14 protein-coding genes and 1 tRNA gene are annotated in these 19,878 nt (G+C 63.7%); 6 read left to right on the forward strand and 9 right to left on the reverse strand.

The features are described from left to right. Positions 1 to 44 precede the first annotated feature (44 nt). Positions 45 to 3,809: a hypothetical protein gene (locus AC1RP5_RS20765; RefSeq protein WP_493113846.1), complete on the forward strand. Its 3,765-nt coding sequence runs from the start codon at positions 45 to 47 to the stop codon at positions 3,807 to 3,809. A gap of 45 nt (positions 3,810 to 3,854) precedes the next feature. On the opposite strand, the gene guaA is transcribed toward AC1RP5_RS20765, so the two are convergent. The 3 genes from guaA to AC1RP5_RS20780 form a co-directional block, all read right to left on the reverse strand. Continuing rightward, positions 3,855 to 5,405, reverse strand: a complete 1,551-nt coding sequence (guaA, locus tag AC1RP5_RS20770; protein ID WP_493113848.1) for a glutamine-hydrolyzing GMP synthase — start codon at positions 5,403 to 5,405, stop codon at positions 3,855 to 3,857. A 154-nt stretch (positions 5,406 to 5,559) separates the two neighbouring features. Further along, entirely contained in the window at positions 5,560 to 6,126 is a 567-nt protein-coding gene (locus AC1RP5_RS20775; RefSeq protein WP_493113850.1) for a GNAT family N-acetyltransferase, read from the reverse strand. Beyond that, a complete protein-coding gene (locus tag AC1RP5_RS20780) occupies positions 6,123 to 7,541 on the reverse strand; it encodes an RsmB/NOP family class I SAM-dependent RNA methyltransferase (protein ID WP_493113852.1) in 1,419 nt (472 codons plus the stop codon). The genes AC1RP5_RS20775 and AC1RP5_RS20780 overlap by 4 nt, the downstream gene beginning before the upstream one ends. A gap of 31 nt (positions 7,542 to 7,572) precedes the next feature. Between AC1RP5_RS20780 and AC1RP5_RS20785 the strand changes: the two genes are divergently transcribed. Both AC1RP5_RS20785 and AC1RP5_RS20790 read left to right on the forward strand, forming a co-directional pair. Further along, positions 7,573 to 8,643: an SGNH/GDSL hydrolase family protein gene (locus tag AC1RP5_RS20785; protein ID WP_493113853.1), complete on the forward strand. Its 1,071-nt coding sequence runs from the start codon at positions 7,573 to 7,575 to the stop codon at positions 8,641 to 8,643. 1 nt (position 8,644) lies between these two features. Beyond that, complete coding sequence (locus tag AC1RP5_RS20790; RefSeq protein WP_493113854.1) at positions 8,645 to 9,691, forward strand: SGNH/GDSL hydrolase family protein; 1,047 nt, start codon at positions 8,645 to 8,647, stop codon at positions 9,689 to 9,691. Here the strand turns inward: AC1RP5_RS20790 and guaB are convergent. The 4 genes from guaB to AC1RP5_RS20810 all read right to left on the reverse strand — a co-directional run bounded on the left by guaB (position 9,673) and on the right by AC1RP5_RS20810 (position 13,578). Further along, complete coding sequence (guaB, locus tag AC1RP5_RS20795; RefSeq protein ID WP_493113856.1) at positions 9,673 to 11,133, reverse strand: IMP dehydrogenase; 1,461 nt, start codon at positions 11,131 to 11,133, stop codon at positions 9,673 to 9,675. The two genes, AC1RP5_RS20790 and guaB, sit on opposite strands and share 19 nt — an antisense overlap. Positions 11,134 to 11,272: 139 nt before the next feature. After that, positions 11,273 to 11,782 (reverse strand): DUF1993 domain-containing protein, encoded by a 510-nt coding sequence (locus AC1RP5_RS20800; protein ID WP_493113858.1) that lies wholly within the window; start codon positions 11,780 to 11,782, stop codon positions 11,273 to 11,275. 33 nt (positions 11,783 to 11,815) lie between these two features. Further along, positions 11,816 to 12,508 carry an RlmE family RNA methyltransferase gene (locus AC1RP5_RS20805; protein WP_493113859.1) on the reverse strand — a complete coding sequence of 231 codons (693 nt, stop codon included), beginning with the start codon at positions 12,506 to 12,508 and terminating at the stop codon, positions 11,816 to 11,818. Between the two features lie 2 nt (positions 12,509 to 12,510). Then, positions 12,511 to 13,578, reverse strand: coding sequence for a Ppx/GppA phosphatase family protein (locus AC1RP5_RS20810; RefSeq protein WP_493113860.1), 1,068 nt, complete (start codon positions 13,576 to 13,578; stop codon positions 12,511 to 12,513). Positions 13,579 to 13,693: 115 nt separating this feature from the next. Between AC1RP5_RS20810 and AC1RP5_RS20815 the strand changes: the two genes are divergently transcribed. Beyond that, a tRNA-Gln gene (locus tag AC1RP5_RS20815) sits at positions 13,694 to 13,767 on the forward strand. 743 nt (positions 13,768 to 14,510) lie between these two features. Here the strand turns inward: AC1RP5_RS20815 and AC1RP5_RS20820 are convergent. Both AC1RP5_RS20820 and AC1RP5_RS20825 read right to left on the reverse strand, forming a co-directional pair. Continuing rightward, positions 14,511 to 15,452, reverse strand: coding sequence for a toll/interleukin-1 receptor domain-containing protein (locus AC1RP5_RS20820; RefSeq protein ID WP_493113862.1), 942 nt, complete (start codon positions 15,450 to 15,452; stop codon positions 14,511 to 14,513). A 397-nt stretch (positions 15,453 to 15,849) separates the two neighbouring features. Next, positions 15,850 to 17,334 carry a hypothetical protein gene (locus AC1RP5_RS20825; RefSeq protein ID WP_493113864.1) on the reverse strand — a complete coding sequence of 495 codons (1,485 nt, stop codon included), beginning with the start codon at positions 17,332 to 17,334 and terminating at the stop codon, positions 15,850 to 15,852. Between the two features lie 285 nt (positions 17,335 to 17,619). Between AC1RP5_RS20825 and AC1RP5_RS20830 the strand changes: the two genes are divergently transcribed. Together AC1RP5_RS20830 and AC1RP5_RS20835 are read left to right on the forward strand one after the other, a co-directional pair. Then, positions 17,620 to 18,558 carry an NAD-dependent epimerase/dehydratase family protein gene (locus AC1RP5_RS20830; protein WP_493113865.1) on the forward strand — a complete coding sequence of 313 codons (939 nt, stop codon included), beginning with the start codon at positions 17,620 to 17,622 and terminating at the stop codon, positions 18,556 to 18,558. Positions 18,559 to 18,560: 2 nt separating this feature from the next. Next, positions 18,561 to 19,871 (forward strand): NAD(P)/FAD-dependent oxidoreductase, encoded by a 1,311-nt coding sequence (locus AC1RP5_RS20835; RefSeq protein ID WP_493113866.1) that lies wholly within the window; start codon positions 18,561 to 18,563, stop codon positions 19,869 to 19,871. Positions 19,872 to 19,878: the final 7 nt, after the last annotated feature.

Here is a 19,878-nt window from a genome sequence, read left to right on the forward strand (position 1 = left end):
GGTAAAATCTTCACGATTGCCAATGCAAGGGCTACGCTGTCTGGATGTTCGAAATCATCGGTGACGACATTGATAAGCTTGGCGATGCCGACCTCCGCACGCTTGTTGTGCGCTTGGCGCTCGCCGAACTCGCTGCCCAGGGGTTGCCACGCTCAAGCGTCACCGCAGGTGGCCACCAAGATGCCACCGACGGCGGAATTGACGTACGTGTCGAGGTTACCGCGAGCATGCCCAATGCCGACTTTGTGCCCCGAGCCGTGACTGGCTTCCAGGTCAAGCGGCCCGACATGCCCGCCTCTGAGATCACCAAAGAGATGCGACCTTCGAACTCCTTACGTCCTTCCATCAGGCAACTCGCAGAACGTGGCGGCGCCTATATTATAGTTAGCGCGCAAGGTTCTGTGGCAGACAAGCCTCTCAAAAGTCGCCGAAAGGCGATTCGCAGTGCGCTAGCGGATTGCCCAAATCGCGAAAATCTTCATACCGATTTCTATGATCGCGAACGCTTAGCAAATTGGACCAATCTCTACCCCGGCGCGGCGGCATGGGTCCGCGCGTGTATCGGCAAGACGCTTTCGGGCTGGAATGTGATCGGCACTTGGAAGGATTCAGAGATCTCCCAAGAGCATCCTTACCTCGTCAGTGAAGATGCGAAGGTTATCAGCGAGCAGACAGGGGGGCGCGATGCAATGTCAGTGCCGCAGGGACTCGATACGCTGCGCGCCAAGCTTGATAAACCCCAGCACTGCATTCGGCTGATTGGAATGTCAGGCGTCGGCAAGACACGCTTCGTGAAAGCGCTTTTCGAATCCGGCATCGGCGACGCATCTCCGCTTGATCCTGCACTTGCGGTCTACACGGATTACGCGGAGGACATCACGCCGACTGCGCGTGAGATGGCACGGCGACTGATCGCCGCCAAACAGCGAGCGATTCTCGTCATCGACAACTGCAATCCCACCACACACGGGGAGCTTGCTGCTATTTGCTCGGCCGCAAATAGTTCGGTGAGCCTGCTAACTATTGAATACGATGTTAAGGACGACGAGCCGGAGAGCACGGAGGTCTTCCGCCTCGTCGGCGGGTCGGGCAAAACCGTCGAAGAGTGGATTCGCCGCGAATTCCCGCACATCTCACAAATCGATAGGTGGAAGATTGCCGAGTTCAGTACCGGGAATTTTCGTGTCGCACGCGCCTTGGCTGAGACGCTCAAGCATGGGGAGACTCTGGGGCAACTTCGCAATCTAGACCTATTCGCGCGCCTGTTCTTTCAACGCAACGAACCCGACCAGCAACTTCTGCGCGATGCTGAGATTCTTGCCCTCACCTACTCGTATGACGGCGAGGACGACTCGCCTAGCGGAGAGATGGCGAGGCTCGCCTCGCTCACCGCAAGGAGCGTGAAAGACTTGTTTGCGGCAACCGCGGTGCTTCGCTCGCGCGACATTGTCCAGGTACGCGGCAGATGGCGCGCCGTCCTACCACAGGCGATCGCGACAAGACTTGCGGCAGGTGCGCTGACACGGGTCCTACCGAACGAGTTTGACACTCTTTGCCGCACGGCATCTCTTCGACTGATCAAATCCATCTCACGTCGACTGGGATATCTTCACGACAGTGCCGAAGCCCGCGCGATCGTCAGCCGATTGCTCAAGCCGACGGGGCCAATTGGCAACATCTTTGATCTCGGAGACATTGGCTTCGAGATTCTAACGAACCTCGCACCGGCATCCCCTGATGTAGTCCTCGCGGCGATGGAACACGTGCTGGCTGAAGAGGACGGTCAGCAGGTGACGGCACTGGCAAATCGGGTGCGCTTCAGGTGGATCCGACTACTGAAGGTGATGGCCTACACGCCGGAACTATTTGAAAGGACCGGGCGGATGCTAGCGCAATTCGCGAGCGTCGAACCCGACGGCTTCAACACCGATCCCGCGCGCGGGCCATTTGCCGAACTTTTCCACATCCACCTTTCGGGAACCAAAGCATCACCGGACCAACGCCGCGAGCTGGCCCGCACTCTTCTCCTCGACAGCAATCCCACCATTGCGTCGGTGGGCCGTATCGCCCTCAACGGTCTTTTGAAGACTTCGCACTTCAGTTCGAGCACGACATTCGACTTCGGCGCGCGGCCTCGCGATTTCGGTTGGAGGCCAGCAACGGATAATGACGTCGATGCTTGGTTCAATGGTGCGATCGACCTTGCGCTCTACGCTCTTGGTAGCAGCAACAATGCCAGGGTGTTGCTCGGCAAGCACGCGCGGGGACTTTGGCGGATAGAGGGCTGCCGCTCGCACATCGAATCCGCCGCTGACTACTTCCTGAAAGATGGCGCTTGGATAGACGGCTGGATCGGCTTGCGCGCATCACTGCGATGGGATGGCGATGGTAAGCACGTCGACCGACCACGCCTAGAGGCACTTATCGAGCGACTGAAGCCGACACGCTTGCTCGACCGCACCCGAGCATTAGTCCTCTCACAACACAATGTCGACTTCGATGTCGCAGATGACGGGGACTCCGACCCGATGAAGGCCCACCAGCGAGCATCCTCGCAAACCGTTGACCTCGGCAAAGCCATGGCTGCAGACGACGAAGAGCTTGCTGCATTTCTTGCGGAAGTCTCGGCGCAGCAGGCGGCTCGCGCGTTTGAGTTTGGACAAGGTCTCGCACAGGGAACATCCGACGTCGAGACAGCTTGGGCTATGCTCACAGACGCATATCGCAAGGTCGCCCCCGCAAACCGCAACGCCGCGGTGATGGGTGGTTTCGTCACGCAATTGAAAACCACAGAGCCGGCGATCGTCTCAAGGTTTCTTGAGGCAGCGATGCAGGATGACGTGATGCGCCCCTGTCTTCCATATCTCCAGTCTCACGTCGGCCTCGACGGGGACGGCCTTGATCGCCTTCGCCGGCTAGCCGATGGTGGGCCGGTCCAAGCTTCAAATTTCTACAGCCTACGGGGCGGAGTGGTTGATCGCACTGAAGCAGAGAATTTCATCCAACTGCTCGACGCGATCACAAGGTTGGACAACGGTCTCGGTGTCGCATTGGATATTGTTTATCTCCATCTTGCCTTCACCAAAGACAAGGAGCCTCCCCCAAAAGCTTTGGTAGACTATGGGCGGCAACTCCTAACGGAGCGCGGCTTTGGCCAGGAAAGGCAGTCGCGCGACCATCATCTCGGCAGCCTAGTCGAACTGTGTTTCAAAGGAGTCGACGCAGCAGACGCGGCTCGACGACTTTGTCAGCGCATTCTCAAGACGGTGAGGGCGTACGAGATTTACGCATTCGACGCTCACTTCATGCTCTCGGCGATGTTCAAAGTGCAACCGGTCGTAGCACTTGACTGCCTAGTGGATCCTGAGGACGGCGACTTGGTCGAAGATATGTTCGACACCCACGCCAACCAACTGTCACCGCTGGCTGCTGTTGAGATGTCGATACTAGTCGATTGGGCGAATATTGCGCCCGAGCGGCGCTACCCAAATCTTGGGCGCGCTTTTCCAATATTCAAGCTCGGGAACCTCGACGAAGTCACCGGTCTATCCGAGCAATTTATCGTCTTGTTGCAGCATGCGCCAAACAAGGCCGCCTTCCTTGGTGATTTCCATTCCCGCATCCATCCGGACGGCGGCTGGGGCCCACTCTCGACGATACTTGAGCTGAGGAAGACGAAGCTCGCGGGACTCGCGGATATTAGGGACGCCGAAGTCGATACCTGGCTGGCTGCAGCGAACAAAGCCATTGACCACTGGATCGCGAACGAGCGGAAGCGTGAGAGTTCACAGGAAGAGGCGTTCGAGTGATCATCCAACGCCGACGACGCTAGCCGCCGGTTTCAGCCACTCCCGTCACTCCCACTCAATCGTCCCCGGCGGCTTGCTGGTGATGTCGTACGTCACCCGGTTCACGCCGCGGCATTCGTTGATGATGCGGTTGGCGACGCGGCCGAGGAAGGCGTGGTCGAAGGGGTAGTAGTCGGCGGTCATGCCGTCGGTCGAGGTGACGGCTCGGAGCGCGCAGGCCTGGTCGTAGGTGCGGCCGTCGCCCATCACGCCGACGGTGCGGACCGGCAGCAGCACGGCGAAGGCCTGCCAGATCTCGTCGTAGAGGCCGGCCTTGCGGATCTCGTCGAGATAGACGGCGTCGACCTCGCGCAGCAGGTCTAGCTTCTCCCGGGTGATGTCGCCGGGGATGCGGATGGCGAGGCCCGGGCCCGGGAACGGGTGGCGGTTCACCAGGTCAGCCGGCAGGCCGAGCTCCCGGCCAAGCGCCCTCACCTCGTCCTTGAACAGCTCCCGCAGCGGCTCGACCAGCTTCATGTTCATGCGTGCGGGAAGCCCGCCGACATTGTGGTGGCTCTTGATCGTCACCGAAGGTCCGCCGGTGAAGGAGACGGATTCGATCACGTCGGGATAGAGCGTGCCCTGCGCCAGGAAGTTCGCGCCGCCGATCTTCTTGGCTTCGGCCTCGAAGACGTCGATGAACAGCGCGCCGATCGTCTTGCGCTTCTTCTCCGGGTCGCTGACGCCCGCCAGCGCCTTCAGGAAGGTCTCCGAGGCGTCGGCGTGGATCAGCGGGATGTTGTAGTGGTCGCGGAACAGGCGGACGACCTGCTCGCCCTCGTCCTTGCGCAACAGGCCGTGGTCGACGAACACGCACTGGAGCTGGTCGCCGATCGCCTCGTGCAGCAGCACGGCCACGACCGAGGAGTCGACGCCGCCCGACAGGCCGCAGATCACCTTGCCCTTGCCGACCTGGGCGCGGACCTGGGCGATCGCGCGTTCGCGGAACGCGGCCATCGTCCAGTCGCCCTTGGCGCCGGCGATGTTCAGCGCGAAGTTGCGCAGAAGCTTGGCGCCGTCGGGCGTGTGCATCACCTCGGGGTGGAACTGCACGCCGTAATAGCCGCGGCTCTCGTCGGCGATGGCGGCGAAGGGCGCGTTCTCGCTGGTGGCGACGACCGAGAAGCCGGCCGGGAGCTTGGTCACGCGGTCGCCGTGGCTCATCCAGACCTGCTTGCGGTCGCCGGGCTGCCAGACGCCGTCGAACAGGCGGGTCGAGGCCTTGATCTCGACCTCGGCGCGGCCGAACTCGCGGTGGTGGCCGCTCTCCACCGAGCCGCCCAGCTCCTTGGCCATGGTCTGCTCGCCGTAGCAGATGCCCAGCACGGGCACGTCGGCCTTGAAGATGGCGGGATGGGCGGTGGGCGACTGGCCCTCGGTCACCGACGCCGGGCCGCCGGAGAGGATGATCCCTCGTGGGTCGAAGGCCTTGATCTTGGCTTCGTCGACGGACTGGAAGGGCAGGATTTCGCAGTAAACCCCGGCTTCGCGCACGCGGCGGGCAATGAGCTGGGTAACCTGGGACCCGAAATCAACGATCAGCAAACGGTCGGTCATGGAGCGATATAAGCGCGCCCGGCCGGGGCAGCAACCGTTGTGGTGTGGATGTCTTCTCATGCGGACCGCGGGCCTCCTCAGCGCGGGGGGTTACCCCGCGCGAGCCCGCCTCAAGAATCTGAGCGGGCCTGGAGGCCCGCGGTCCGGCTTGATCCTAGTCGTCCGCGGCCAGCTTGCGCCGGATCAGGGGTGCGCCGAGGGTGCGCCAGACATAGGCGATCTCGTCGACGTCGGTGCCGCCCATCGTGTCGATCCGCTCGCCCACCCGCTCCCCGCCCAGCCCCTCGTAGAAGAACCGGGTCGGGTTCTGGGCCAGCATCCACAGGACGGCGGTGTCGCAGCGGTCGGCCTTGAGCTGGCGGAACAGCGCATCGAGCAGCCGCCGCCCCAGCCCCATGTTCTGGAAATCCGGCTCGACGTAGAGCGTGTAGACCTCGCCGACCTTCAGTTCGCGGCCGTCCAGCCCCTCCGGCGGGTCGCGCACCGGGCCGCAACTGCCGAAGCCCACGACGCCCATGTCCTTGTCGTCGGCCACGAAGACGCCCCGCGCCTCGCCCGGGTCCTCCAGGAGCTGCGACCACCAGGCCGACTGGCGCACGTCCGACATGGCCACCAGCATCGCGTCGGGCAGCAGGCCGGCATAGGTCGCCTGCCATGTCTCGACATGGACCCGCCCGATGGCGGAGGCGTCCCGCCGGGCCGCGCGACGGATGCGGATCATTCGGTGGACTCGCCGGGCTGTTGCTCCGGCTGTTCGGGCTGCGGCTGTTCGGGCTGCGGCTCTTCGGGCGCCTTTTCCGCCGGCGCGGCTTTCTGGGCCGACTTGCGCACAAGTGCGGCGGCAAAGAAGCCGTCGGTGCCGTGCTTCAGCGGCGACAGGCGCAGATAGGGCGCGGTCTCGGCCTCGGGCGGCGGCTCGCTGGCCAGCACCTCGCGCCAGATGGCGGCGACCGGCACGACTTCGAAATTGTCGTTGCGCTCCAGGAAGGCCGCGATCTGCTTCTCGTTCTCCGCCGGCAGCACCGAGCAGGTGGCGTAGATCAACCCGCCGCCCGGCTTCACCAGCTTCGACGCGGCATCGAGGATCATCGCCTGCTTGGGGAGAAGCTCCGCCAGATCCTCCGGCCGCAGGGTCCAGCGGCCATCGGGATTGCGCCGCCAGGTGCCCGTGCCGGTGCAGGGCGCGTCGACCAGCACGCGGTCGAAGGCGCCGGCCTGGCGCTTCAACCATTTGCGATTGTCGGCATCGATGGCGCGACGCTCGACATTATGCGCCCCTGCCCGCCGCAGCCGCTGCGCCGAGCGGTCGAGGCGCGATTCGTAGACGTCCATCGCCACGACGCGGCCCTTGTTGTTCATGCAGGCGGCCATGGCGAGCGTCTTGCCGCCGGCGCCGGCGCAATAGTCCGCGATCTGCATGCCGGGCTGGGCATCGACCAAAGCGGCCACGAGCTGCGAGCCCTCGTCCTGGATTTCTACCAGGCCGTTCTGGAAGGCCTCGCCCTTCACGACCGACAGCCGCCGTTTCAGGCGCAGCCCATCGGTGGCGTAGCGCATCGTCTCGGTGTCGATGCCTTCGCGGGCCAGCGCCTCGCGCGCCTGCTCCACCGTCGCCTTGAGGCGGTTCACGCGCAGGTCGACCGGCGGCGGATTCTCGATGGCGGCGACCTCCCGCCCCCAGTTCTCGCCGTAGGCTTCCTTGAAGTGCGGCGCGACCCATTCCTGGACGTTGAGACGCACCCAGTCGGGCTGCTCGGGATGGGGCAGCGAATGGCCGTCCATCTGGCGCAGCGCGCGGTATTCGGCCTCGTCGAGCATCGACGGACGATAGGTCCCGCCGTCGAACATGCCCTGGACCGCGGCGATGTCGAGCCCGTCCACCAGCATCAGGTCGGCGCCCACGATGGCGCGCGCCCCGCGATCGGGATGGCGCGTGCGATCCAGCCACCAGGCGAGCTGCCCGTAGCGGCGCAGGATGTTCCACACGCGCTCGGACACGGCCCGGCGGTCGCCGCCGCCGATATAGCGGCGCGAACGGAAATAAGCGTTGGCGACGAGATCGGCCGGCCGTTCGCTATGGCTGACGATTTCGTCGAGGAGTTCTATGGTGGCGGCCACCCGCGCGCCCGGTGTCACGTCTGTCTCCCTTTCAAAGCATGCCGCTACGATGAATAAGCCCGACGCGCAACGCCCCCGGTCCGAGCCCCTTCGCCGCGCGGCCCTGATCCTCGTGTCCGTGGTGATCGGCCTCGGCCTGCTCGAAATCGGCGTTCGCGCCGTGACCTGGCACTGGCTGTTCGTCTGGCCCAACTTCGTGCTCGATGCGCGCAAGGTACTGGTCGAACGCGAAAGCGGCCGCAGCCTCTACGACGAAAAGGTCGGCTACGTCCTGCGGGCCGGCTACAGCGCGCCCGGCCTCACGATCGACGGCAACGGGCTGCGCGGCATGGCGAGCGCACCTGTCGAGGGCAAATCGCCCATTCTTGCCGTGGGCGATTCCTTCACGTTCGGCGACGAAGTGTCCGACGGCGAAACCTGGCCGGCCGATCTCCAGCGGCTGACCGGCCGGCCCGTGCTCAATGGCGGCGTCAGCGGCTATGGCTTCGACCAGATCGTGCTGCGCGCCGAGGCACTGGCGCCGCTCTACAAGCCGAAATCGATCGTCGTCGCCTTCATCGCCGACGACATCCGCCGGACCGAGATGCGGCGGATGTGGGGGGCCGACAAGCCGTATTTCGATCTCGAGGGCGATGCGCTGCGCCTTCGCAACGTCCCGGTGCCGCCGCCCCCGCCCGTGGCCGCGACGCTGAACTTCTGGCAGTGGACGCTGGGCTATTCCGCCGCCTTCGACTTCGTCATCCGGCGGCTGGGCCTGCTGCACACCTGGTATGGCGATCATGTCCGCGTCCATCCAAAGGGTACCGGCGAGCGGATCTCCTGTCAGCTCACGGCGCGGCTGGCCGAGCTGCAGAAAAGCAGCGGCGCGCCGGTCCTGCTGGTCGCCGAATACGATCCCGTCGTGTGGAACGATCCGGCCTTCGCGACCGAGCAGCGCCGCCTGACGGCGGGCCTGCTGGCCTGCGGCAAACAGAATGGCCTCGCCACGCTCGACAGCTACGAGGCGATGGCCGCCACGCCCCAGCCGCGCGACCTCTACAGCCAGTGGCACATGAATGCTGCGGGCAACGCGCTGATCGCGCGGCTGATCGCCGGTGCGCTGGGCGGCAAGGCTCACTGACATGCTCGGACGGGCGACCTTGGTCCTCGTCTCGCTGGTGGTGGGCCTGTTCGTCCTGGAGCTCGGCTGCCGGCTGTGGCGAGGCCCCGCCGCGCTGCTCGACTGGTCTAACATCATCCTGAAGGAACGCGAGATGACGCGGCGCTCGGGAGACGGGCGTCTGACGCATCACAGCGACCTGGGATTCGTGACACGTCCTGGCTACACCGGCGACGGCGTCACCTACGACCTGCACGGCTACCGCTTCGCGCCGGCCCCCGCCGGCACGGTGCTGGCAGAGCCGCCCTTGGTGGCCGTCGGCGATTCCTACGCCCATGGCGACGAGGTGCGTGACGGCGAGACCTGGGTGGCGCTGCTGCAGTCGATGATCGGGCATCGCGCGGTCAATGCCGGCGTGAGCGGCTACGGTCTCGACCAGATCGTGCTGCGCGCCGAGCAGGTGGTGCGCCAGTCCAAACCGTCCGCGCTGATCGTCGTCTTCATCGCCGAGGATCTGCGGCGGGCCGAGATGAAGCGCGTCTGGGGTGCGGAGAAACCCTACTTCGAGCACGACGCCGGCACGCTGACCTTGCGCAACGTGCCCGTGCCGCCCTCGCCGCCGCCGGCCGCGACGCTCGATCTCTGGCAGCGCCTGTTCGGCTGGTCGGTCCTTCTGGACACGATCCTGCGCCACAAGGGCTGGCAGTACGAATGGTCGATCGACCATGCCCGCGTGCTGCCGCGCGGCACCGGCGAAGCGATGGCCTGCCCGCTGATGAAGCGCCTGGCGAGCCTCGACGTGCCGACGCTCGTGGTCGCGGAATACGATCCCTATGTCTGGAAGGACGCCGACTATGCGCGCGAGCAGCGCCGTCTGTCGGCCGTCGTGCTGGATTGCGCCCGCGCCTCAGGCTTCGGCGCGCTCGATTTGTTCGATGACATCGATGCGGCCGTGAAGCGCGAAGGCTATGCGGCCGTGTTCAGGACATCGCATCCCGGCCCGCTCGGCCACCAGATCGCGGCGGAGCGGATTTCCGGAGCCCTCAAGACCTACATGCCGCCACGATAGTTCGGCGCCTCGCGCATGATCTCGACGTCGTGCACGTGGCTCTCGCGCAGGCCAGAGCCGGTGATGCGCAGAAACTGGCAATTGCTCTGCATCTCGCGGATCGTGCCGTTGCCGGTGTAGCCCATCGCCGCACGCAGGCCGCCGACCAGCTGATGCAGGATGCTGCCGACGCCGCCCTTGTAGGGCACGCGGCCCTCGATGCCCTCGGGCACCAGCTTGAGCGTGCTCTGCACTTCCTGCTGGAAGTAGCGGTCGGCCGAGCCGCGCGCCATGGCGCCGATCGAGCCCATGCCGCGGTACGACTTGTAGGAACGGCCCTGGTAGAGGATCACCTCGCCCGGCGCCTCGTCGGTGCCGGCCAGCAGCGAACCGATCATGGCGCAGTCGGCGCCGGCCGCGATCGCCTTGGCAAGGTCGCCGGAATACTTGATGCCGCCGTCGCCGATCGCCGGCACGCCGGCCGCACGGCAGGCTTCGGCTGCTTCCATGATGGCGGTGAGCTGCGGCACGCCGACGCCCGCGACCATGCGGGTGGTGCAGATCGAGCCCGGGCCGATGCCGATCTTCACGGCGTCGGCGCCGGCGTCGATCAGCGCCTGGGCGCCCTCGCGCGTGGCGACATTGCCCGCCATGACCTGGGTGTAGTTGCTGAGCTTCTTCACCTGCGACACGGCCTCGAGCACGCCGCGCGAATGGCCGTGCGCGGTATCGACCACGATCACGTCGACATCCGCGTCGATCAGCAGCTGGGCGCGGCGCAGCCCGTCCTCGCCGACGCCCGTCGCGGCGGCGGTGCGCAGGCGGCCCTTCTCGTCCTTGCTGGCGCCGGGGAACTTGTTGGCCTTCTCGATGTCCTTGACGGTGATCAGGCCGATGCAGCGATAGGCATCGTCGACGACCAGCAGCTTCTCGATCCGGAACTGGTGAAGGAGCCGCTTGGCCTCTTCCTTGGTGGCACCTTCGCGGACCGTGACCAGCTTCTCCTTGGTCATCAGGGCACTGACAGGAATGCCGGTGTCGGTGGCGAAGCGCACGTCGCGATTGGTCAGGATGCCGGCCAGCTTGCCGCTGTGCTCGACCACGGGAATGCCGGAGATCTGGTTGGCTTCCATCAGCGCCAGCGCGTCGGCCAGCGTCTGCTCGGGATTGATGGTGACGGGGTTCACCACCATGCCGCTCTCGAATTTCTTGACCCGGCGAACCTCGTTGGCCTGCGCCTCGGCGTCGAGGTTCTTGTGAATGACGCCGATGCCGCCGGCCTGGGCCATGGCGATGGCCATGCCCGATTCGGTAACCGTGTCCATCGCCGCCGACATCAGCGGGATGTTGAGTTCGATGGTGCGCGTGAGGCGTGTGCGGGTGTCGGTCTGTCCGGGCAGGACCGACGAGGCAGCAGGCTTCAGGAGGACGTCATCGAAGGTGAGCGCTTCCTGAATCTGCATACCAACCTCCATCGTGGAGAAATAAAAACGGCGGCCCTCGGAGAGGGCCGCCGGGTTGGCGAGCCTTTATACACACCGCTGCGCGCAAGCCAAGCCCAAGCTGGGGACGCTTACGCGGGGCGGTTATGCACAAGTATTCCTAAGCCGCGCCCAAGAAATCGCGTTTCCCGATCTCGACACCGGACTGGCGCAAGATTGCGTAGGTGGTCGTGCAGTGGAAATAGAAGTTCGGCAGGGCGAAATGCAGAAGATACTGCTCGCCCGTCAGCTTCAGCGGGCTGCCGGCGATGGTCAGGACGACCTCCCGCCCCTCGCTGCCGTCGATCTGCTCGGGCTTGAAGCCCTTGATATAGGCCAGGACCGCGGCGATGCGCTTCTGGAGATCGGCCAGCGTCTTCTCCGAATTGTCATGCGGCGCGGGGATTTCGACGCCGGCCAGGCGGGCGGCGCTCTCCTCGGCGAAGCGGCAGGCGATCTGGACCTGGCGCGTGAACGGCAGCATGTCGGGCGTCATGCGGGTGGCGGCCAGGACGGCCTCGTCGACCTTCTTGGCGGCGGCCCAGGCCGAGCCCTTCTCGAGGACCTTGGCCATGGCGCCGAGCTGGCGCTGATAGACGGGGATGGAAGCGGCGTACATGCCGAGCGACATGGAATTCTCCGGGTTGGGCTGAGGCGGCGAAATCTAGCCGCGGAAGCCCGTCCCGACGACATACATTTCCGCCGAGTCGGCCCGGCTGGCCTCGGGCTTGAAATGGCGGACCTTCTCGAAATCCTTCTTCAGCCGGTCGAGCAGCGTCCGCTCGGTGCCGCCCCGCAGCACCTTGGCGACGAAGGCGCCGCCCGGCTTCAGGATCTCGCGCGCGAAGTCGTGCGCGAGCTCGGCCAGTCCCATGATGCGCATATGGTCGACCTGGGTCTCGCCCGTCGCCGCCGCCGCCATGTCGCTCATGACCACGTCGGCCGGGCCGCCCAACAGCTCCGTGAGCACGGAAGGCGCATCCTCGTCATAGAAATCCTTGGCCAGCACCGTGGCGCCGGCGATCGGCTCGACCGGCGTGATGTCGATGCCGATCACCACGCCCTTGTTCTTGCCCGAGCTGACCCTCTCGACCGAGACCTGGGTCCAGCCACCGGGCGCCGCGCCGAGATCGACGATGCGGGCGCCGGGCTTCAGGATTTTGAACTGGTCGTCGATCTGCAGCAGCTTGAAGGCCGCCCGCGAGCGATAGCCGCGCTTCTTGGCCTCCTCGACATAGGGATCGTTGAGCTGGCGCTGCAGCCAGCGCTGCGACGACACCGTGCGGCCGCGCGCCGTCTTCACGCGGACCGTGGCGCGCCGACCTGTCGGAAGGCTGCCTTTCTTGTCCTTGGCCATCGTCAGTTGGCCCGACGGCAGAGCTGGTCGGCCTCGCGGTCGGCCTGGCGCATCAGGTCCATCAGCACGCCCTCGCGCAGGCCGCGATCGGCCACGCGCACGACCGGCGCCGCCCACTGGCGGCACACCGCCTCGAGGATCGCCCCGCCCGCCAGCGCGAGGTCGGCGCGATCGTCGCCGATGCAGGGCAGATGGGTCAGCTGGTCGACCGACATCACGGAAAGCTCGTCACAGATACGCAAAACTTCCTCTCGGCCGATCCTCGAACCGTCGACCATGGTCCGGTTATAGCGCTTCAGGCCGAGATGGTGAGCGCTAACCGTCGTCACGGTGCCTGAAGCGCCGATCAACTGGACCTCGCCACGCGCGATCGCCGGCCCGATCTGGTGCAGGGCACAGAACGGCCGCAGGTCGGCGCGGATTTTCTCGACCATGTCATCGTAGCAGGCGCGGCTGAGCGGTCGTTCGCGCGGCTGGCCGCGGGTGCAGGATTCGGTGAGCGTCACGACGCCCCACGGCACCGACGTCATGCCGATCAGCTCGGTCGTCGCGCAGCCCTGTCGCCCGTCGCGCGGCTTGACCCGGATCCAGCTCACCTCGGTCGAGCCGCCGCCGATGTCGATCAGCAGGCCGAATGGAATCGTTGGATCGAGCAGGTTCTCGCAGCTCGCGAGCGCCAACCGCGCCTCCTCGGCAGGCTGGATCAGGTCGAAGGTGAGCCCGGTGCGGGCCTTCACCATGCCCAGAAAATCCTCGCCGTTGCAGGCGCGGCGACAGGCCTCGGTGGCGATGTGACGGGCGCGTGTCACGCGATTGCGCTCGATCTTGGACGCGCAGACGCCAAGCGCATGCAGCGTGCGTTCGATGGCTTCACCGCACAGCGAACCGCTCAGCGCCACCCCCTCGCCCAGCCTGACGGGGCGAGAATAGGCATCGATCACCTCAAAACCCTCGACCGATGCCTTCGCGACCAGAAGCCGGCAATTGTTGGTGCCGAGATCAATGGCAGCGAAAGTGTGCGCAAATCGACCGCTGTGCCAGCCTCCCTTGAGGGTGGATTCCCCGGCCATTCTCAACCTTTTCCTTGGCGGGATGGTATCTGAGGAAAACGTCCACGGCGAGGGGTGCTTGCCAATCCTGTCCGTCATCGCTAAATCGTGCGGCGCGCGAGGTCCGCAAGGTCCTTGGGGGATAGTTTAACGGTAGAACAACTGGCTCTGACCCGGTTAGTCTTGGTTCGAATCCAGGTCCCCCAGCCACCTCATGTGGTGTTTTCCTTGAAAATTGGCTGCTTTCAGTTCCGGAGCAACTTCGGAAAGTGCGGATTTGCCGGCCAAGCGCCCATGGTGCGCCCACAGATTTTCCCATAACAACTCCACGGCCCTCGCCCGGAAACGGGTCGTCTACCATTTTCGCCACCTGCTCCTTGGACCGTTGAGCAGCGAAACCGCAGTCTCGGTATCTACACGTAATTGCAGGCAGGCTGAAGACCTTGCCGAAGGCTCAGTTCTCTCTGCGATCATGCAGCTCTGACAGTGTCCTCTCCCCAACGCTTCAAGCTATTCACCAAGCCTGCCTAGCGGAAGCTCTCGGGAACGATACACACGTCCGCCTCCTGACGTCGCGAGTACGGCACGTGTACGCCCGGTTCGCTGATGTGGACGAACAGCGTGACAGCATTGGCCTCGATCTTGAGGTCGCATCGGACGCCCTTGGGATGCCCGAGAGGGGCTTGCTGGTTGGATTGATCGGACTGTTAAGCAGGCCGCAGACCGGCTGATCAAGGAGCACGGCCTACCAGAGAGCATCCGCCCGGTGCTCTCCTGTGGGCTGCCGGAGACTATAGTGCGTCTGCTAGGAAGAGATGGAGAACCGCATCCGCATCGACACGCGATGCTGTCGTACTACGTGCTGCCAGGATGATGGCCAAGAGAACGGCAATTCGCCCAAGCCCTCCTAGGTCGCACCGAGCTATCACCTCAGCGCAGCTTGGATAGCCCCATCACTTAGTTGGCTTCATTGATTTCACCAAATCAACGACTTTATCCAAGAGCTGCGGATCTATCTGGTTTGCCTCGATTCCCGCAAACGACGACTGCCTATCAATGTTCCAGTTTTGGAACGCTTCCTTCACTTCTTCCCATTTAAGGTTGGTTCCATAGAGCTGGAGGTAGAAGCGTCCGAAGGCGATCGCGTGAATTCTATCTAGATTTTTCAGCGCCTCGTTTGAATATGCCTTTCCCAACGCAAAGGCGTATTTGGCACACGCAACAAGTAGGCCGACCACGATTACGCCTTTGACCGCCAATAGCGCGACTAATGCCCAGCCGTCATCTGAGGGCGCTTTCGATAGCGACGAATACGCAAGAAAGGTTATTCCGGCTCCGCCGAGTAGAGCTGAGAAGCCAAGGCAATACCAAAAGAGACTCTGTCTGTTATTTGAAAGAGCGCCTTGTCGAAGATCCTTCATTGTATCATCGATAAAAGTGGCGGAACTCGATTCGATCTTTTCTGTTGCGACTGCGACCTTTAGCTTCTCTGCCGCCCTTCGCACCATAAATGCTTCAATTCCGCGATCGATGTCCCTCATGATCTGTTCGAGGGTCCGACTTTGCGTGAGTTCAATGCAAACTACGCTGCGGAGTTCCGGGGGAAGTTGCGCATTGTTGACGCGAACCGGCAGAACTAGCGGCACGCCTGTTTCTTCTCTTTTTGCCAGGGCGTGTCCTAATTCCAGCTCAACACCGACAGCAAGCATCCCCCCTATGAAAAGGATAAAAACTTCTGCCTCATTTATGCGAGCCAAACTGAAATCGAGAGCCGCATCTCCTGGAGGTACTTCGTGAGAATTTGTGACTTCGTGGCCTCTCGCAACAAGCGCGCTATGAATTGCCCAAACTTCGTCGATGCCGTAGTCGGTTGAGGAAATGAAAATCTTAGCCATTTGGTCCCGCACTTATCTGCAACTTGTGCGGGCACTGTGAGTGTGTTTGATACGAGAAGCAAACGGACCAGTGCCGATGCCCGACGATTCGCAGGAAAATCTCTGAGCCCTCCCAACAGCGTTGGCTCGTCACTCCCCATTGCGCGCCCCTCCGCCAAACGCGCGCCCTTCCACATGCGCGCAACGGCCGGTCCGATTGTCCTACACGAGGGAAGATGGGGGTAACTTGGCACACGGTCGCCAACGATGCAGCAAGCCGGACAAGCAGGTGCCCCACATTAGACGGTCCCCGCTTTGGGTCGTAGCTCAATCACGCTGCCACGTCGTCGGTCTACGCGAGAGCTGCCGAGAGTGAGAGTCCCTTCTGCCCTCAATAACCTTGGGAGCCGAGGACATTTTAGTGCCGTGTGATCGCCCGTATTATTCGTCTGACCTCGACATAGAGGAACAGCTCATCGTCGGTCGTAATCAAACGGGCATGCATCGTATCAAGCCTGATTGGGTAGAGCCTTTGGAAGGATTCCCGCACAGCTTCTTCACGCTCGAAGTACGGAGCGAACACCTCGCGCCAATTGTCTCGGCGTAAGATGATAGCGAGGTAGTCAGTGAAATCAGCGAAGGCAACAATCGGTACTGCCGCTGCTCGGGCGCCCGCCGCGCTGCGCTTCTCTAGCCATTTGTCGTACATACCGTTTGGCAGGCGATGCTTAGGCCATCCCCCGCCGAATGCCGCTCGCATTCTTTCGTCGATGAACCGCCGAACCTGCGTCTCAAAGCGTTGCAGCCAGTCGTGCGCCTTGTTGGTCCTCTCGAACGCCGCTTCCTCTGCCTCGTCATCGGGCGCCTCGACAGGTGGGGCGAAGATAGCGATCAGTGCGGGCCTTTCCGTACTGACCCTGGTTACCTTGGTGCTCTCGGCGAAGGCATCGGCAGGCATGTCCGTCAAGGCCCCGTCGAATCCTCTTGAGCGGTATAGTTCCGCCCGAGCCTCTAGGTCTGCAATGATCGCGGAACCAACAGGAACGGTATCGCGCCAGTCGCCAAGCACCGATCGGTAGGCTGCCGAAGCCTCGACGGAAAACGGCATTGAGACGGACAAGAGCCTGCCAACAGCTTGCAATTCGATAAACCCGCGGACCGATCTCGCGGGGTCAGCTTCATGCAGCCACGGACGATGCATCTCATTGAAAGCTCTGTTCGCTTCGGCGGCACTTGTGAGCTGGCCGAGCGTTCCAGCGAAGCCTGAGCCTCGTATTGCATCGGCATACAGCCGGTTGGCCTCTTCTAGCCCGGGAAGTCGGAAGCCCATTGCGTACTCGTCGGCGACCCGCCGAATGTGCTGCGCCTCGGCCAACGCGGCCATCTGCGCACCCCCCACACCGGTATAGGCCTTCAAATCGTCGGCGAGTACGCTTGCAGCACGACGAGTGGCGCTTCGCGTCGCATCTTGGGCAGTAAGCCGCGCGGCTTCATAGGCCATATCTCCACGTCGCAAGGCGGCGCTGACGGACGCCATCTCTTGCTGAGCGACTTGCCAAGCCGATGTAGGTCTGGGGTAGGCTGCCGCAAACTCGCGCCGAGCTAGGTCCGCGGCAAGGTTGGAAGCCATCTTCGCCGCGAGGCTTACTGCTGAGTGCACCTGCATACGCTCTTCCATCACATCTAGGACAGAAGTCTGCCGAGCCCTGCCGGTCGCTGCGTCTCCGACGGCCTGACGATACGCCTGTTCAGCGGCGCTTGGCATATGGTCGGTCACCCCTAATGTTGCTCGCTCTGCGGCGCGGAGCGGATCGACGATGCTCTCAAGCTCCCGCATTTTACGGTGGCCCCCGATTGGGTCCTCCAGCTCGGCAAGCCTGTCAGCAAGCGACTTGATGTCCATGCCTCACGCTCCACAACGACCAGTGCCTATTGTTGGTGCCACCCTATCACGAACAAGACAGGAACACTTGACCACTCCCACAATCGCTCCCAAGGTGCTCCCATAAACCATCTGCGGGTACCGAAAGAGTCATTGATTCAAGGGCATACGGCTAGTTATGGTGGGACCCTAGGTCCCCCAGCCAGCGCGCCCTTCCCAACCTCGTTGTGAAATCGGTTTTCCGGTGCCTCCTTCTCCGGCCCTTCGCCGTGCCTTGACCCAATTTGCACACGGGAAGCAATTCCAATGAGCCGCGGCCCCATCGTGATCACGGGCGCGGCGGGCCTAGCCGGGCAGAATCTTATCCCCCGCCTCAAGGCGCGCGGCATGGGCCCGCTGATCGCCATCGACAAGCACCCCGCCAACAACAAGATCTTCGCCCGGCTCCATCCCGACGTCCGGCTGGTCGAGGCCGACCTGGCCACCGACGATGGCTGGCAGGAGGCGCTGGCCGGCGCCGGCACCCTTGTCCTCTGCCACGCCCAGATCGCCGCCCTCACCGAGGCGCCTTTCATCGCCAACAACGTGGTCGCCACGGAGCGTGTGCTGGAGGCGGCGCGGCGGCACGGCGTCGGGCAGATCGTCCATATCAGCTCGTCGGTCGTGAACTCGCTGGCGCATGATTTTTACACCGAGTCCAAGAAGGCGCAGGAGAGGCTCGCCCTCGAAAGCGGTATCCCGACCTGCGTGCTGCGGCCGACGCTGATGTACGGCTGGTTCGACCGCAAGCATCTCGGCTGGTTGGCGCGCTTCATGGGACGCACGCCGGTGTTCCCGATCCCGGGCCACGGCCAGTATCTCCGCCAGCCGCTCTATGTCGGCGATTTCTGCAACATCATCGCCGCCTGCATCGCCGAGCCGCGCCCCGGCCAGGTGTTCAACATCTCCGGCCAGGAACAGATCGCCTATATCGACCTGATCCGCGCGCTGAAGGAAGCCAGCGGCGCCAAGGCCGCCATCGTCCGCATCCCCTACGGCCTCTTCCGCACCCTGCTGCAGCTCTACGCGATGGTGGATTCCAACCCGCCCTTTACCGTGAGCCAACTCGCCGCCCTGGTCGTGCCCGAGACGTTCGAGGTGATCGACTGGCCTCGGATCTTCGGCGTGAAGTCGACGCCAATCCTCGACGGGCTGCGCGAGACCTTCCGCGATCCGGTCTATTCCAGCGTCGTGCTGGAGTTCTGAGCTTGGCCCGCGTCGCCGTCATCGGAGCAGGCGCCATGGGGCTGGCCGCCGCCTACCATGCGCTCAAGGGCGGGCACGAGGTCACGGTCTTCGAGGCCGATCGCATCGCCGGCGGCATGGCGGCTCACTTCGATTTCGGCGGCCTGTCGATCGAGCGCTTCTACCATTTCGTCTGCAAGTCCGATCAGCCGACCTTCGATCTGATGAAGGAACTCGGCATCGCCGACCGCATGGTCTGGCGCAAGACGTCGATGGGCTACTTCGTCGACGGCAAGCACTATCGCTGGGGCGATCCGCTCGCCCTCCTCGCCTTCCCCAAGCTCGGCCTGATCTCGAAGATCCGCTACGGCCTGCACATGTTCCTGTCGACCCGGCGCACCGACTGGTCGTCGCTAGAGAAGGTGAACGCCAGGGACTGGATCCTGAAATGGGACGGCCAGCGAGCTTACGACGTGCTGTGGCGCCGCCTCTTCGAGCTGAAGTTCTTCGAGTATGCCGACAATATCTCGGCGGCCTGGATCTGGACCCGCATCAAGCGCGTCGGCACCTCGCGCGCCTCGATCCTGCAGGAGGAGCTGGGCTACATCGACGGCGGCTCGCAGACGCTGATCGACACACTGGTCGCCGCCGTCGTGAAGCGCGGCGGCAGCCTCAGGCTTGGCGCGCGGGTCAACGAGATCACGAGCGAGAACGGCAAGGTCACCGGACTGGTCGTCGATGGCGCCGCGCAGCCGTTCGACGCCGTCATCTCGACCGTGCCGACGCCCTTCGTGTCGAAGCTGGTGCCTAGTCTGTCCGCTGAGGCCAAGGCGAAGTACGACGCGATCCACAATATCGGCGTCGTCTGCGTGCTGCTGAAGCTCGCCAAGCCTGTCACCAAACACTTCTGGCTGAACATCAACGAAGCCGGCATCGACATTCCGGGCATCGTTGAATTCTCGAACCTGCGGCACCTGCCGGAGACCGTCGTCTACGTGCCCTACTACATGCCGCAGACGCATCCGAAGTTCGGCCGCAGCTCGGAGGAGTTCGTCGCCGAGGCGTTCGGCTACCTGCAGAAGCTCAATCCCGCCCTTCAGGCGAGCGACCTCCGCGCGAGCCAGGTCGGCCGGCTCAACTACGCCCAGCCCGTCTGCGAGCCGGGCTTCCTCGCCAAGATCCCCAAGGTGCAGACCGCGATCGAGGGCCTGCAGATCGCCGACACCTGCTTCTACTACCCCGAGGATCGCGGCATCTCCGAAAGCGTGCGTTACGGCAGGCTGATGGCGCAGGCGATCGACGATCCCGGCGTCTGGCGCGCCGAGAACCGGTAGACTGGGG

It is taken from the genome of Reyranella sp. GW821-FHT12G01, from assembly GCF_058806575.1.